This window comes from Amycolatopsis sp. NPDC021455, from assembly GCF_040640995.1.
Lineage (GTDB): Bacteria > Actinomycetota > Actinomycetes > Mycobacteriales > Pseudonocardiaceae > Amycolatopsis.
In genome coordinates this window covers 40,780-55,571 of sequence record NZ_JBFACT010000025.1, presented here as the reverse complement: position 1 = coordinate 55,571, position 14,792 = coordinate 40,780, and the positions used below count along the sequence as shown (strand labels likewise).

The following is a 14,792-nucleotide window of genomic DNA, read 5'->3' as shown; positions in this document are numbered from 1 at the left end:
CTGTCCCGGCGACCCCGGACATGACCGGACCCTCCGCACCCCGGGGGTCGAGGGTACGGAGGGTCCGGTCCGCGGGACGCTACTCGCCGTCGAAGGTCACGGGGAGCGCGCCCAGGCCTCGCATGATGTTCGGCCCGCCGATCTCCCACCGCAGCTCGCGCGGCGGGACCGCCAGGGCGAGCCGGGGGAAGCGGGTCAGCAGCGTGTCGAACGCGATGCGGCTCTCCGCCCTGGCCAGCGGCGCGCCGAGGCAGTAGTGCACCCCGAAGCCGAACGCCAGGTGCTGGTTCTCCGCGCGGGTGATGTCGAGCTCGTCGGCGTTCGCGAACTGCGTCAGGTCGCGGTCCGCGGACCCGAGCACCACGTTCACCGCGCTGCCGCGGGGGATCGTCACGGTTCCCAGGTCGACGTCCTCGGTGGTGAACCGCCACGGCACCCGCTCGATCGGCCCGTCGAAGCGCAGCAGCTCCTCGACCGCCTTCGGCAGCAGCTCGCGGCGGGCGCGCAGCAGCTCCAGCTGGTCCGGGCGCAGCAGCAGCGCCAGCATGCCGTTGCCGATGTGGTTGACCGTGGTCTCGTGCCCGGCGACCAGCAGCAGCTTGATCATGCCGAGCAGCTCGCGCTCGGACAGCCGGTCCTCCTGCCAGGGCACCATGAGCGCGCTCAGCAGGTCGGGCTGGGCGTCGTAGTCGAGCGCCGGGTCGACGCCGGGGCGGATCCGCTCGACCAGCGCGGAGAGGTAGTCGTTCATGAGCTGGTTGCCCCGGCGCCTGCTCTCCACTCCCTCCGGAGTGGACGGTGAGGCGAGCAGCATCCTGGTCCAGGTGGCGAACTCGTGGCGGTCGGCGACCGGGATCCCCAGCAGCTCGCAGATCACCGTGATCGGCAGCGGGTGCGCGAACTCCGCCATCAGGTCGGCCGTGCGCTTGCCGGCCATCGCGTCCGCCAGCTCGGCGGTGATTTCGGCGATCCGGGGCTTGAGCCGCTCGACCCGCTTGTTGGTGAACGCCATGCTGACCAGGCGCCGCTGCCGCGTGTGGTCGGGCGGGTCGCTGTTGAGCATGTTGCGGCCGAACGGCCCCTCGTCCGACGCCCCGCCGGCGAGCAGCTTGGCCCACTCGGGAGCGTGCTGGGGATCCTTCGCGAACCGGGGGTCACCGAGGGCGGCGCGCGCGTCCCGGTACCGCGTGATCAGCCAGATCTCGGAGCCCATCGGCCCGGGGACCCGGTGGGCCGGTGCTTCCTTGCGCAGCGCGGCGTACGACGGGTACGGATTCGCCTTGAACTCCGGACTCGACAGATCGGTGCCCGCCATCTTCAGCTCCTCGCTTCCTACGACGCTGGTTTTCCACCGTACTTCCGGGCATTCCGCGGCACGTCTCCTCGATTGAGGCTTGTGGCGTGCGCAGGCTCGAAGACGCCCGGCGCCCCCGCGGCCGGGAATCCTGGGGACACCCATCGCTGGGCCACAGGACGTGAGGAGCGACCCCATGTACGACTACGTGATCGTCGGCGCCGGCTCGGCGGGCTGCGTACTCGCCGCGCGGCTGAGCGAAGATCCCGACGTTTCCGTGTGCCTCGTCGAAGCGGGGCCTTCGGACGCCTCACCGAACATCCACGTCCCGGCCGCCTTCGGGAAGCTGTTCCGGACCAACATGGACTGGGACTACGACACCCACGACGAGCCGCGGCTCGGCCGGCGGCGCGTCTACCTGCCGCGCGGCAACGTGGTCGGCGGGACCAGCTCGATCAACACCATGATCTACATCCGCGGCAACCGGGCCGACTACGACGGCTGGAACCAGCCGGGCTGGAGCTACCGGGAGCTGCTGCCCTACTTCCTGCGCTCGGAGGACAACGAGCGCGGGGCGTCGGAGTACCACGGCGTGGGCGGGCCGCTGTCGGTCTCCGACGGCCGGTCCCGGAACCCGATGTCGAAGGCCTTCGTCGCCGCGGCGGTCCAGGCCGGACACCCGTACAACGACGACTTCAACGGCGCATCGCAGGACGGGTTCGGCGCCTTCCAGCTGACGCAGAAGGACGGCATGCGCGCCAGCGCGGCGACCGCCTTCCTCCACCCGGCGCTGGACCGCCCGAACCTCACCGTCGAGGCGAACCTGCGGGTGCACCGGATCGTCATCGAAGACGGCGTGGCGCGCGGCGTGCGGGGTTTCCGGCTGGAGGAGGAGATCGTCCTGCGCGCCGAGCGCGAGGTGATCGTCGCCGGGGGCGCGTACAACTCGCCGCAGCTGCTGATGCTCTCGGGCGTCGGCCCGGCCTGGCAGCTGGAGGCGCTGGGCATCCCGGTCGTCGCCGACCTGCCGGAGGTCGGCCAGAACCTGCAGGACCACCTGCTGGTGCCGCTGATCTACACGCACGACGAGCCGATCAGCCTGCTGGTGGCGGGGGAGCCGCGGTACCAGGAGCAGTTCGCCGGCTCCCGCAGCGGCCCGCTGACGTCGAACGGCCCGGAGGCGGGCGGTTTCGCCCGCACGGACGCCGGCCTGGCGGCGCCGAACGTCGAATTCCTCGCGGCGCCGGTGATGTTCGCCGACAACGGGCTCGGCACGCCGACCGCGCACGCGTTGTCCTACGGGCCGTCCATGCTCGCCGCGCGCAGCCGGGGCAGCGTGCAGCTGGCTTCGGACGACCCGACGGCCAAACCGAAGATCCTGCACAACTACCTCGCGGAACCCGAGGACCTGGCGGAAGCGGTCGAGGGGGTCCGGCTCGGCCTGGCGATCGCCCGCCAGACCGCGCTCGGCGCGTACACCGCGAACCCCTACCGGCCGCCCGCCTCGGACTCCGACGACGACCTGCGCGACTACATCCGCGACTTCGCGCACTCGATCTACCACCCGGCCGCCACTTGCGCGATGGGGCCGGTCGTGGACCCGGAGCTGCGTGTGCACGGCGTGGCGGGGCTGCGCGTGGTGGACGCGTCGGTGATGCCGACGCTGGTGCGCGGCAACCCGAACGCGCCGACGATCGCGATCGCGGAGAAGGCGGCGGACCTGGTGCGCGGGCTGCCCCCACTGGCCGGGTGAAGCCGGCGCCGAACCGCTTTCCCCGCACCCGCCGCGCGGCCGGTGCGGGGAAAGCCCGTCCGGTGCGGGCGATCCCGGCCCGCACCCCTGCGGCCTTGTGCAAGGGAACTTCCGATTCCGAAGGGACACCACCGTGACGCTCGAAACGCCACCCGCCGCCCGGACGTGCCGCCTCTGCGGCGGATCCGTGTCGGAGATCTTCGACTTCGGGCGCCAGCCCGTGTCGAACGCCTTCGTGAAGGCCGAGGACACCGGCCGTGAGGCGTTCCACCACCTCGCCGTCGGCATCTGCTCCTCGTGCAGCATGGTGCAGCTGTCCGACGAGCTCCCGCGCGAAGCCATGTTCCACGAGGACTACCCGTACCGCTCGTCCGAGTCCGCGTTGATGCGGCAGCACTTCGAGGCGTTCGCCGGGAACCTGGTGCGCACCGAGCTCACCGGCCCGGACCCGTTCGTCGTCGAGATCGGCTGCAACGACGGGATCATGCTGAAGACCGTCAGCGACCACGGCGTCCGGCACCTCGGGGTGGATCCGTCGCGGGGTGCGGCGGAAGCGGCCGCGGCCAAGGGGATCGACGTGCGCGTCGACTTCTTCGAGGAGTCCGTCGCCCGCGAAATCCGCCAGGCGCACGGCCGGGCCGACGTGATCTTCTCGGCCAACACCTTCAGCCACATCTCCTACATCGACTCGATCTTCCGCGGCATCGACGAGCTCCTCGCCGACGACGGGCTGTTCGTCTTCGAGGACCGCTACCTCGGCGACATCGTCGAGAAGAACTACTTCGACCAGATCTACGACGAGCACTTCTACCTGTTCTCGCTGCACTCGGTCCGGGCGATGGTCGAGCGCTTCGGCTTCGAGCTCGTCGACGCGCAACGCCTGGCGGTGCACGGCGGCGCGGTCCGGTACTCGGTCGCCCGCCCGGGCGCCCGCAAGCCGGGCACGGCCCTGCCCCGGCTGTTCGCGCACGAGCGCGACCTCGGCCTGAACGACCGGGTCAAGCTGGCCCGGTTCGGCGTGAACATCCGGCGCATCCGGCACGACCTCGTCGCGCTGCTGACGGAGCTGAAGGGGAAGGGCTTCCGCGTCGCCGGCTACGGCGCGACGTCGAAGAGCGCCACCGTGCTGAACTACTGCGGGATCGGGACGGACCTGGTGGAGTGCGTCTACGACTCGACGCCGGAGAAGCAGGGCCGGCTCACCCCCGGATCGCACCTGCCGGTGGTCGCGCCGGAGCGGTTCGCCGAGGACTACCCGGACTACGTGGTGCTCTTCGCGTGGAACCACGCCGAAGAGATCCTCGCCAAGGAGCAGGCGTTCACCGCACAGGGCGGCCGGTGGATCCTCTACGTGCCCGATGTGCACGTGCTGGGCGGCGGCGGGCTGGCCGCCGCGGCCTGACGGCGGAGAAAGGCGCCCCCGGAGCATCTCCGGAGGCGCCTTTCACCGCTTTCAGGCGGCGTTTCCCTGCCCGCGGCCGGCGAAGTCGTCCGCGGTGCGCCCGCCGGTGAAGCGGGTCTGGAAGTCGAGCACCCCGACCCACGCCGGGCGGACGGCGATCCGCCACATCTTCGTGCCGGGGTGGTCCACCTCGGCGATCCGGCCGGCGCCGAACTCCGGGCCGCCGTACCGGTAGTTCGCGAGCTTGAACTCCTCGGCGACCCCGTCCACGAGCGAGATCTCGGCCTTGCCGCGGATGAGCAGGATCTCCGGCGGGTGCGACGACGTGTCGATGGTGATGGCCACGTCCGGCCGCTTCTGCAGGGCGGGGATCTTGCGCGCCTCGTGGAACGACGAGATCACGACCTCGCTGCCGTTCCAGTGGAACATGACGGGCAGCACGCGCGGCGTGCCGTCCAGTGCCACGTAGGCGAGGCGGGCCAGCTCCTTCGACACCAGCAGACGCTGTGCCACCTCGTGTTCGATCAACCGGACATCACCTTGTGGTAGCGCGTTCACCTGTGGCTCCCGAGGGTTTCGACGACATCGGTGTTCCGGTCCCAGCCTAGGAACCACGTCTCGGCACGCACTACTCCGAGTATGCTGCATCGCGCCGGGAACCCTTGCCCGGCAAAGATGTTCGGTTATCGTTCGGCCATGCAACCGGTTTTGCTCGTGCCCGGCGGGACCGGGCAGCTGGGTCGTGAACTCGTGGCGCTGGCGCCCGCGGGCACGCACGTCCGTGCGCCCGGGCGCACGGAGCTGGACATCACCGACGGGGGTGCGGTGTCCGCGGCGGTCGCCGGTTTCGCCGCCGAAGCGCGCGCGGCGGGCCGGTTTCCCATCGTGGTCAACGCCGCCGCCTACACCGCGGTCGACGCCGCCGAGACCGATGCCGAGGCCGCCTTCGCGGTCAACGCGCGCGGGCCCGGGCTGCTGGCCGCCGCCGGCGCCGCCCACGGCGTGCCGCTGCTGCACGTCTCGACCGACGCCGTCTTCGCGGGTGACGCGTCCCGGCCGTACGAAGTGGACGACCCGACCGGCCCGGCTTCGGTGTACGGCCGGAGCAAGCTCGCCGGCGAACGGGCCGTGCTGGAGTCGGCCGCGACGGCGTGGGTGGTCCGCACTTCCTGGGTGTACGGCGCCCACGGCGAGAACTTCGTGCGGGCCATGCTGAGGCTCGCGGCGGGCGGCGCCGAACCGTCCGTTGTGGACGATCAGTGCGCCGCGCCGACGTGGAGCGCGGACCTGGCGGCCGGGCTGCTCGAGCTGGCCGGCCGGGTGGCCCGCGGGACGGCCCCGCGTCAGGCGGTGCTGCACTGCACGGGTGGTGGCGGCGCTTCCCGGTTCGCGCTCGCCCGCGCCGTCTTCGAGGAGCTGGGCGCCGACCCGCGCCGGGTCCGGCCGTGCGCCACGGCGGACTTCCCGCGTCCCGCACCGCGTCCGGCGTACTCCGTGCTGTCCCGCGCGTCCTGGTGCGCGGCCGGGCTGAGCCCGCCACGGCACTGGCGCCGGGCGTTGTCCGCCGCCGTGCCGGTGATCGCGTCCCGCGAAGGCGCGGGTTGACGCGGCGCACCCGGCTCGATTTCCGATACGCGCGGAAATCGCGGAATGCTCGAATCCGCGTTCGCATATTCGAAGAAGACACTTCCGCGCCCCGCGGATAGCGTTTCACCGAACGAAAGGTGAAGACGATCTGCCGGCGCGCCGCGCCGGCGGGGAGGGCCGACTGGTGACACTTTCCGCGCGGAACCCGTCCGACGTCCGCACCGGCGGGGACGACCCCGCCGCCCGCCGCCCCGCCACCGCGGGGCCGGGACGGCGCCGAGCGCGAAGGAGTCCCTGGCCGGGCGTGCTCACGTTCCTCGTCGTCGCGTGGCTGCTGGTCTTCGTGATCCCCGCCTACGCGACCCTCGACCCCGCGCACGCGCGGATCGCCCTCACCCCGGGCAACCCGTTCCAGTACCCGCTCCTGATCGTCCACGTGGCCTCGGGCACCGTGGCGATGCTGAGCGGGTGCGTGCAGGTCTGGCCGCGGTTCCGGCGCAAGCACCCCCGCGCGCACCGCGTCTCCGGCCGGATCTACCTGGCGTCCGTCGTCGTCGGCTCGCCCGCGCTCGCCGCGCTCATCTTCTTCCGCGCGGAGAACCTCGGCCGGGAACCGACCACGGTCGTCGTCGGGTTCGCGGCCCTGACCCTGCTGTGGACGGGCACCGCGATCGCCGGTTACGTCGCCGCGCGGCAGCGCCGCTTCGCCGACCACCGCAAGTGGATGCTCTACAGCTTCGCGTTCACGCTTTCGATCATCTGGAGCCGGACGGCCTTCGTCGCGGCTCTGCCGTTCCCCCGGCTGGACCCGCGCTGGCTCGCCGAGAACGTCGGGTGGTTCCCGTGGGTACTCAACCTGCTGATCGTGCAGTGGTGGCTGAACCGCACCGCCCGGCGCCCGGTCGTGGTGCCGGTGGGGGCGGGCGAACCGGAGCCGGCCGTTCCGGCAAGCCAGGACCCGGGCCCGTCCCGGTCCTGAACTCCGAGACCACGAGGAGACGACGCCATGAAGATCGACGACGTGCCGGACGTGCTGCCCCGCGGTGGCGCGGCCGGCGGCGCGGGTGAGGACAGGCGGGGGAAGCGGCTGCAGGAACTGCTCGACGCCGAGCGGGACGCCGGCCTGATCGGCGCGTTCGCCCAGGTCCGCGACGGCGACCGGACGCGGTCACTGGTGACCGGGCTGGCCGACCTCACCACCGGCCGGCCGCCGCGGGCCGACTTCCGCCACCGCGCGGGCGGCGTCATCAAGAGCTTCGTCGCGGTGGTCGTGCTGCAGCTGGCCGGCGAAGGGCGCCTGGACCTCGACGCGGCCGTGGGGCGGTACCTCCCCGAGGTGGTGCCCGGCGACCGCGGGCGGCAGGTCACCGTGCGCATGCTGCTCAACCACACCAGCGGGATCGGCGACTACCTGGAGCGGTTCTCCGCGACCACGGAGAAGCTGGCCGAGGCCGGGACGCGCACCTTCGCGCCCGCCGAGCTGGTCCGGATGGGCCTCGACCTGCCGCCGGCCGGGGCCCCCGGGAGCAAGTGGTCGTACGCGAACACGAACTACATCGTCCTGGGGCTGCTGATCGAGCGGCTCACCGGCCGGCCCTACGGGGCCGAGCTGGCCGAGCGCGTGTTCGGGCCGCTCGGCCTGACCGGCACCTCCCTGCCCGGCACGGACCCCGCGATCCCCGGGCCGCACCAGCGCGCGTACCTCCCGATGGCCGACGGCAGCGTGCGCGACTGCACCAGCTACGACATGTCGGCGTTCTGGGCGGCGGGCGAGCTCATCTCGACCGCGGCCGACATCAACACGTTCTACCGCGCGCTGCTGCGCGGCGAAGTCCTGGAGCCGGGCCTGCTGCGCGAGATGAAGGATACGGTCCCGTTCAACCCGAAGGCCCCGGGCGCCGGCGGCTACGGCCTCGGCATTCTCTGGTTCGGCTCGAAGCGCGGGCCGGTGTGGGGGCACAACGGCCTGGCGCCGGGCCACACGACGTACTGCTCGAACTCCGAGGACGCCGAAACCCAGCTGACCCTCGCGGAGACCTACAACCTCTACGAGCCGCTCGGGTCCCACTCCCACCCGATCACCGCGGCCCGCCAGGCGTTCACCGCCGAGGTGATGGGCGGCACCGAAGACTGATCGGCCACCGGGTTCCCGGGTCGCCGGACGCGGCCCGGGAATTCGATGAACCCGCACGAGTTCAGCCCCGGCGGCCCGACGCCGCCGGGGAGCCGGATGACGACAGGACGAGCCATGGATTCGGGTACGAAGCGCAAGTACGAGCAGAGCCCGCAGTGGGCGCAGATCAACGACTCCGTGTTCGCGGACGAGTCGGCCACGGACCTGGCCCGGTTCAAGTCCGACGGGATCAACTACAAGTTCACGATGTGGGACCCGCGGATCAACGGCGTCCGCTACCTCAAGACGCTGATCTACAACCTGGCCTCCACCCTCTCCCCGGAGAACGTCGCCCGGCTGCGCCGGATCGGCAACCGCCAGGTGGGCGCGCCCGTCACCATCACCTACGACGGCGACGCGATCTGCATGGACTACCTGCTGGCGGTCCAGGAGCTCGACTTCGTCAGCGGGCACGTCGAGCTCGACGGCGGCCGGGTGCTGGAGATCGGCGCCGGGTACGGCCGGACCTGCCACGCCTTCCTGGCCAACCACGACCTCGCCGAGTACTGCATCATCGACCTGCCGAAGTCGCTGGAGATGTCGCGGCGGTACCTGCGCGAGGTACTGGACGAGCACCAGTTCGCCAAGGTGCGCTTCGTCGCGGTCGGCGACATCGACGACGCCGCCTGGCCCGAACGGTACGACCTCTGCGTCAACATCAACTCGTTCGCCGAGATGACGGCGGAAACGGTGGCCGACTACCTCGAACTGATCGACGTCCGGTGCCGGGCCTTCTACACGAAGAACCCGGTGGGCAAGTACCTGGACGCCAGCCTCGACGGCCACGTGCAGGGGGCCGGCACCGTCGCCCTGGCGCTCAGCACGGGCCCGCTGACGGACATCATCGACATCCACGACAGCGACGCGGTGGCCGGGGAACGCGCGAAGTTCCTTTCGGCCTACCGGCCCGCCGACGGCTGGGTGTGCGTCGCGGACGGCTGGGCGAAGCCCTGGAGCTTCTACTGGCAGGCGCTCTACCTCGCCCCCGGCGCCTGACGACCGAGCACGAACGCGGTCCGCCCCCACCGGAACGCCCGGAGCGTTCCCGTGGGGGCGGACCGCGTTCCGGGTCACCGGCCCTCGCGCTCCCTTCTGGCGCGGAAGACATCGGCGACCACGCTGCCTTCGGTGTTCGAGCCCTTCTCGATGACCGCGACGTTGTGGTAGAGGTGCAGGCCCGAGACGGTCGTGTCCGTCGGGCGGGGCTCCCGGGCGTCCGGGCGGAGCAGCTCCTCGTGGTGCAACCCGTCGACCAGCGCCTTGAGGAACCCGATCGTGTACCGCGGGTCGGCGAGGTCGGTGTCGTCGCCCTGGAACACCTCGGGCCAGTACGACGTGCACAGGTCCTCGATGATGTACAGCCCGCCCGGCCGCAGGTGGCGCGCGAACAGCGTGCCGAACGTCTTGATGACGTGCTCGCTGATGTGGCTGCCGTCGTCGAGGATGAGGTCGAACGGCCCCCACTTCTCGGCGGCTTCGGTGACTTCCGCGGCGTTGGACTGGTCGGCTCGGAAGGTCGTCAGCCGCGGTTCGTCCACCAGGTGCTTGTCGAGGATGTCGATCCCGTAGACCAGGGCGCGCGGGAAGTAGTGCTTCCACGAGCGCAGCGACTTGCCGCCGCGCGCGGGGTCGTCGAACCCGCCGATGCCGATCTCGAGGATGTTCAGCCGCCGGTCCCGCAGCGGGCCGAGGTGCCGCTCGTAGTTGCGGGTGTACTGGTGCATCGCCGACCACTTGTCCGTGCCGTAGCGGACGGCGAGCTCGGTCAGGCCCACCTGCTCGGAGCGTTCCATCACCTGGACCACCCGGCGCGCCACGTCGTAGTACGCGCGCGGCAGGTTCGGGCGCTGCGGGGTCGGGAACACGACGCCGGGGCCCGGCCACCGGATCTTCCGGGTGACCGAGGTGACGAGCTCCGCGGGTCCGTAGAGCGCGGTGGCGACCTCGGTCAGGTCCTGCGTCACGACCGGGGCGGGCAGGCTGCCGGCGCCGTTGCCGGCGGGGTCCGGCTCGTCGGTGACGTGCACGTGCCGGGGCGACACGGTGGCCGAGAACCGTTCGCCACCGTGCTCGAGGACCACGTGGACGGAAGCGTTCTCGCCGTCGGACAGGGGAACGTCGTCGAGGCACGCGCGGAAGAGGATCTCGTCCAGCAGCACCCGTCCCACGCGCGCGACGCCGAATTCGCCGACGACGCCGTCGAGGTCGCCGTCGCGCGAGGCGGTGGCGGAAAGCAGCTTCGCGATGATTCCGGTCGATTCCCCGGCATCCGGTGGCTGCGTGGCGTTCCGTTCCGTCAAAACAGTCATCTGCCGGACCTCTCGGAAAGTACGTGGATTTCTTCCGAGGTTATCCGCGGGCGGTCGGGGATCCATCTCTTGCTGTGCTGCCCGTCCTCTGTCCGAAGTGGACTGATGAGACGTCTTCTCCGAGCGTGCCGTCCGCGCCCGTGCCGCGCAATCGGGAAGGCGAAACCGGGTGCCCCGCGGGCCGACGATGGGCGGCGAGCGTGCGCACCCCGGACACAGAAGGAGAATCGCGAAATGCCCCAGATCACCGACAACGAGGACGGCAGCCGGACGTTCGCGGTCAACTCCCGCGAGCTCAAGGGGTTCGGCGAGGCGCTCGGGCACACCGTGCGCGACGTCGAAAAGGTGCTCGAGGTCGTCGACGGGCCCCGCTTCCGCGAGGCGCTGAGCTTCGTCAAGTCCATCGTCGACTAGCGGCCGCGGAAGAACTCCCGCACCGAGAAAGGGGCTCGCCGTGAGCCTGCACACCAAGCCGTCCACCGGGGGCCGCGCCCCCGCGATCGACGGGGTACGGGGCCTGGCCGCGCTCGCGCTCCTGACCGTGCACGTGGCCATGTTCTCCGGCTTGCTGGGCACCAAGGCGTTCGGCGAGCCCCGGCCGCCGAGCAACGGCGTGGGCGCCTTCTTCGTCAGCGGCATGCCGTCGTTCATCGGGGTGCTGTTCGTGCTCCCGGCGATGTACCTCTACCTCCCGCTGGCGAAGTCGATCATCGCCGGCACGCCGCTTCCCCCGCAGGGCCGCGGGTTCCTCCGGCGGCTGCTGCGCCTGCTGCCGGGCTACTACGTGATGTACCTGATCGTGCTGCTCACGCTGAACCGCGAGCACATCGACGGCCTCTGGTACGTGCTGCGGCCGATCCTGCTGCTGCAGGTGTTCGCGCAGGACCCGGCCAAGCCGCAGCTGATGAACGGCATGGAGATCACCTGGACCGTGCCGACCATGGTCATCTGGTACGCGGCGCTCCCGCTGATCGCCATGGCGGTGCGCCGGTTCGCGATGCGCGGCACGACCGTCGAGGCCCGGGCGCGGCGGCTGATGCTGCCGGTGCCGGTGCTGATCGCCGCCGGTGTCGCGTGGCTGTTCGTCGTGAAGGGGAACGGCTGGGACAACCGGATGGTGTTCTGGTGGCCGCAGGGCTTCGCCCCGACCATCGGGATCGGCATGGCGCTGGCGATCAAGCTGGCGGTGGCGCAGGTGAATCCCGGGCGCACGCCGTCGCTGCTGCGCCGGGCCGCCGCGCGGCCGACGCTGTTCTGGCTCGCCGCCGTGGCGGTCTACCTGGTGAACTGCGCCCGGCCGTTCAGCGTGATCGGGATGGACGCCATCTACTCCACCAGCGGCCTGCTGGTGACCTACGTGATGGTCGCGCTGTTCGGCTTCTTCGCCGTGACACCGCTGATCGCGCCGGGCGGTTCCGGCGGCGCCCGGCCCATCGTGGCGCTGCTGACCAGCCGTCCGGTCGTCCACCTCGGCAAGGTCGGGTTCGGCATCTACCTCTGGCACTTCGCGGTGATGCACTTCTTCTTCCAGCCCGGCGCGATCCTCGGCGGGAACTCGCGGCCGATCCGGGAGTTCTACGGCACGGTGGGGTTCTGGCGGCTCGAGCTCGTCACGTTGTCCGGCGCCGTGCTGATCGCGACGCTGAGCTACCACCTCGTCGAACAGCCGGCCCTGCGCTGGGGCGAGCAGTTCCTGCGCGGCTGGAAGGGCCCGGCGAAGGAACGCCCGTCCCGTGCCCGGCCGGCGCTGTCCCCGGTGCCCGCGGACGGAACCGCCGCCGCGGTGACCGCCGCCCAAGCCCGGCGCGACACCGTGCGGGCGAACCTGGTGGCGGTGGAGTCCGCGCTCGCGGCCCAGGTGCCCGCGGGTGCCGAGTTCACCGGCCGGACCCGGCGCCGGTTCGACGCGGCCGGTGCGGACCTCGCCCGGCTGTGGGAGATCTTCACCGCGTACTCGTCCACAGTGGACGAACTGGACGGCCCGGGTGATCCGGACGCGCTGCTGACCGGCCGCTCGGTGCGGCTCGGGGGAGCGCCGAAACCGTTGCCGGAACGCCACATCACCGACAACGGCGAGACGGTGTACACCCTGGACGAAGCGGTCGCCGAGATGGAACGGCTGTTCCGGAAGGTCGTGGACCTCCTCGCGGCGCTGGAAGCGGTCCGCGCCGAGGTGCCGGACCGGCTGACGGCGCTCACCGCGGACCTCGGCCGGGCCGGTGACGGCGCCGACGGCACGCTGCGGACCGAGCTGGCCGCGGCCAAGGCGCAGGTGCACCGCCTGCACCTCGCGGTGGGCACCGACCCGCTCGTCTACTGGGACGGCGCCCGCGTCGACGCGACCGACGTCGAACGGCTGGCCGCGGACGTCGCCGACGCCGTCGGCCGCGCCTCCGGCCGGGCCGCGGAAGACCAGGAGCTCGCCGGCTGAGCATCCCCGTCCGGCGAGAAGACCCGTGCGAGCGCACGGGTCTTCTCGCATCGTGCCGGCGGGAGGGCAATCGACAAGGCGAGCGGGCCGCCGCCGGCTGTCACGATGAACCGGTGAAACCGGCCCGAACTCCCGAGGAGGCCAGGGTGGCCAGCACTTCCGCAGTCCCGAGGACCGAACTCGTTCGCCGCGCGTCGAACCTGATCCCCCTGCTTCGCCAGAACGCGCACCGCACCGAACAGAACCGCAGCCTGCTCGACGAGACGGTCGAAGCCATGGCCGACGCCGGGTTCTTCAAGATGCGCGTCCCGGCGCGTTACGGCGGCTACGAAAGCGACACCGCCACCCAGGCGGCGGTGACCGCCGAGCTCGCCCGCGGCGACGGCGCGGCCGGCTGGACGATGTCCGTGTGGACGATCCCGGGCTGGATGGTCGGCATGTTCCCGGACGAGGTCCAGGACGAGGTCTACGAGACCGAGAACGTCCGCGTCTGCGGCACGCTGAGCCCGACCGCGGTCGCGACGCCGGTGGACGGCGGCTACACCGTCAACGGCCAGTGGGGGTTCATCAGCGGTGCGCCCCACAGTCACTGGCAGGAGATCATCGCGATGGCCCCGACGCCGGACGGGCAGGGGCAGTGGCCGGTGATGGCGCTGGTGCCGATGGCGGACCTGCGGCGCGTCGACGACTGGTACGCCTCCGGGCTGCGCGGCTCGGGCAGCATCACCACCGTCGCCGAGGACGTGTTCGTGCCCGCGGCGCGCGTGTTGCCGCTGGTCGCCGTCCTGCAGGAGCAGTACGCCTCCCGCCTCAACGCCGAACTGCCGATGTACCGCGCGCCGCTGCTCGGGGTCGCCGCCGCGTCCTCGGTGGGCACGCTGGTCGGGCTGGCCAAGGCCGCGCAGGACGTCTTCATGGAGCGCCTCGGCGGCCGGAAGATCACCTACAGCGACTACACCAGCCAGCGCGAAGCTCCCGTCACGCACCTGCAGGTCGGCCAGGCCGCGATGAAGATCGACCAGCTCGGCTTCCACGCCGACCGCGTCACCGCGCTGGCCGACGAGCGGTCGCGCACGGGCGAGCCGTGGAAGCTCGAGGAGCGGGCGCGCAGCCGCGCCGACGTGGCGGCCGCGTGCCAGCTGGCCAAGGAGGTCGTCGACATCTTCGCCGGCGCCAGCGGCGGTTCGTCGATCTACGAGTCGGTGCCGATCCAGCGGATCCTGCGCGACGTCAACGCGGTGAACCTGCACGCGCTGATGGTGCCCAGCACCAACTACGAGCTGTACGGCCGGATACTGTGCGGCCTCGACCCGAACTCCACCTACATCTAGCGCCGCGCGCGCGGGTTGTCCGACGGCCGGTCCGGGCGCCCCAATGTGGCGTTGGTTGCGCTCAACGCACCGAACGCCACATTGGGTGCGCTGGACGCACCCAACGCCACATTGGGGTTTTCTCACTGGCGGGCTGCGTGGGTCGGCGTGGCAGGCCACTCGGCCGGCTGCGGCCCGCTCATGTCTTGAACGAGTCGTTCAGGACCTGGGGTGTCTTGAACGACTCGTTCAAGACACCGCCAGTAGCCGCGCGAGGCAACCCGCCTCACCACACCAGACATCGACGCTACTGAGAAAACCTCATTGGGGCGCATGCGGGCCGGCCGTCGACGAACCTCGGCCGCGCGACACCAGCCGTCCGTCCGAAGTGGACGGTGAGCGCACCTCCGGCGGGGCACGCCGCACGGGGGTGCGCTTCGGCGTTTCCGGGCCGGGGCGTGCGGTTCACCCGGACGGCCCATGCGTTTCGCATGTCCCCGGCCTGGAAACCGCACCCGCCAGAACGTCGAATC

At 71.4% G+C, this 14,792-nt stretch carries 12 protein-coding genes; 9 read left to right on the top strand and 3 right to left on the bottom strand.

Annotated features, from left to right (window positions below; genetic code table 11):
- Positions 1-79 precede the first annotated feature (79 nt).
- On the bottom strand, positions 80-1,315 hold the full coding sequence (locus AB0G28_RS25905; RefSeq protein ID WP_361093962.1) for a cytochrome P450: 1,236 nt from the start codon (positions 1,313-1,315) through the stop codon (positions 80-82).
- A 175-nt stretch (positions 1,316-1,490) separates the two neighbouring features.
- On the opposite strand from AB0G28_RS25905, the gene AB0G28_RS25900 reads away from it, so the two are divergent.
- Entirely contained in the window at positions 1,491-3,047 is a 1,557-nt protein-coding gene (locus tag AB0G28_RS25900; protein ID WP_361093959.1) for a GMC family oxidoreductase N-terminal domain-containing protein, read from the top strand.
- Positions 3,048-3,180: 133 nt separating this feature from the next.
- Positions 3,181-4,449, top strand: coding sequence for a class I SAM-dependent methyltransferase (locus tag AB0G28_RS25895; RefSeq protein WP_361093956.1), 1,269 nt, complete (start codon positions 3,181-3,183; stop codon positions 4,447-4,449).
- A 51-nt stretch (positions 4,450-4,500) separates the two neighbouring features.
- On the opposite strand, the gene AB0G28_RS25890 is transcribed toward AB0G28_RS25895, so the two are convergent.
- Complete coding sequence (locus AB0G28_RS25890; RefSeq protein ID WP_361093953.1) at positions 4,501-4,977, bottom strand: pyridoxamine 5'-phosphate oxidase family protein; 477 nt, start codon at positions 4,975-4,977, stop codon at positions 4,501-4,503.
- Between the two features lie 168 nt (positions 4,978-5,145).
- On the opposite strand from AB0G28_RS25890, the gene rfbD reads away from it, so the two are divergent.
- The 4 genes from rfbD to AB0G28_RS25870 all read left to right on the top strand — a co-directional run bounded on the left by rfbD (position 5,146) and on the right by AB0G28_RS25870 (position 9,205).
- The gene (gene rfbD / locus AB0G28_RS25885) at positions 5,146-6,054 is read left to right on the top strand and encodes a dTDP-4-dehydrorhamnose reductase (protein ID WP_361093950.1); all 909 of its coding nucleotides are present in this window, start codon (positions 5,146-5,148) and stop codon (positions 6,052-6,054) included.
- 166 nt (positions 6,055-6,220) lie between these two features.
- Entirely contained in the window at positions 6,221-7,015 is a 795-nt protein-coding gene (locus AB0G28_RS25880; RefSeq protein ID WP_361093947.1) for a DUF2306 domain-containing protein, read from the top strand.
- A 27-nt stretch (positions 7,016-7,042) separates the two neighbouring features.
- Positions 7,043-8,170 carry a serine hydrolase domain-containing protein gene (locus AB0G28_RS25875; protein ID WP_361093944.1) on the top strand — a complete coding sequence of 376 codons (1,128 nt, stop codon included), beginning with the start codon at positions 7,043-7,045 and terminating at the stop codon, positions 8,168-8,170.
- A gap of 114 nt (positions 8,171-8,284) precedes the next feature.
- Positions 8,285-9,205, top strand: coding sequence for a putative sugar O-methyltransferase (locus AB0G28_RS25870; RefSeq protein ID WP_361093941.1), 921 nt, complete (start codon positions 8,285-8,287; stop codon positions 9,203-9,205).
- Between the two features lie 74 nt (positions 9,206-9,279).
- On the opposite strand, the gene AB0G28_RS25865 is transcribed toward AB0G28_RS25870, so the two are convergent.
- On the bottom strand, positions 9,280-10,518 hold the full coding sequence (locus AB0G28_RS25865; protein WP_361093938.1) for a class I SAM-dependent methyltransferase: 1,239 nt from the start codon (positions 10,516-10,518) through the stop codon (positions 9,280-9,282).
- 234 nt (positions 10,519-10,752) lie between these two features.
- On the opposite strand from AB0G28_RS25865, the gene AB0G28_RS25860 reads away from it, so the two are divergent.
- From AB0G28_RS25860 to AB0G28_RS25850, 3 genes are all read left to right on the top strand, one after another.
- The gene (locus tag AB0G28_RS25860) at positions 10,753-10,932 is read left to right on the top strand and encodes a hypothetical protein (protein WP_361093935.1); all 180 of its coding nucleotides are present in this window, start codon (positions 10,753-10,755) and stop codon (positions 10,930-10,932) included.
- Between the two features lie 40 nt (positions 10,933-10,972).
- Positions 10,973-12,949, top strand: coding sequence for an acyltransferase (locus AB0G28_RS25855; RefSeq protein ID WP_361093932.1), 1,977 nt, complete (start codon positions 10,973-10,975; stop codon positions 12,947-12,949).
- A 146-nt stretch (positions 12,950-13,095) separates the two neighbouring features.
- Positions 13,096-14,280: an acyl-CoA dehydrogenase family protein gene (locus AB0G28_RS25850; RefSeq protein ID WP_361093929.1), complete on the top strand. Its 1,185-nt coding sequence runs from the start codon at positions 13,096-13,098 to the stop codon at positions 14,278-14,280.
- The last annotated feature ends 512 nt before the right edge of the window (positions 14,281-14,792 follow it).

What these genes read in the sequence shown, in the direction of transcription:
- AB0G28_RS25905 (WP_361093962.1), bottom strand. Translation starts at nt 1,315, where the DNA reads ATGGCGGGCACCGATCTGTCGAGTCCGGAGTTCAAGGCGAATCCGTAC.
- AB0G28_RS25900 (WP_361093959.1), top strand. Translation starts at nt 1,491, where the DNA reads ATGTACGACTACGTGATCGTCGGCGCCGGCTCGGCGGGCTGCGTACTC.
- rfbD (WP_361093950.1), top strand. Translation starts at nt 5,146, where the DNA reads ATGCAACCGGTTTTGCTCGTGCCCGGCGGGACCGGGCAGCTGGGTCGT.
- AB0G28_RS25875 (WP_361093944.1), top strand. Translation starts at nt 7,043, where the DNA reads ATGAAGATCGACGACGTGCCGGACGTGCTGCCCCGCGGTGGCGCGGCC.
- AB0G28_RS25870 (WP_361093941.1), top strand. Translation starts at nt 8,285, where the DNA reads ATGGATTCGGGTACGAAGCGCAAGTACGAGCAGAGCCCGCAGTGGGCG.
- AB0G28_RS25865 (WP_361093938.1), bottom strand. Translation starts at nt 10,518, where the DNA reads ATGACTGTTTTGACGGAACGGAACGCCACGCAGCCACCGGATGCCGGG.
- AB0G28_RS25860 (WP_361093935.1), top strand. Translation starts at nt 10,753, where the DNA reads ATGCCCCAGATCACCGACAACGAGGACGGCAGCCGGACGTTCGCGGTC.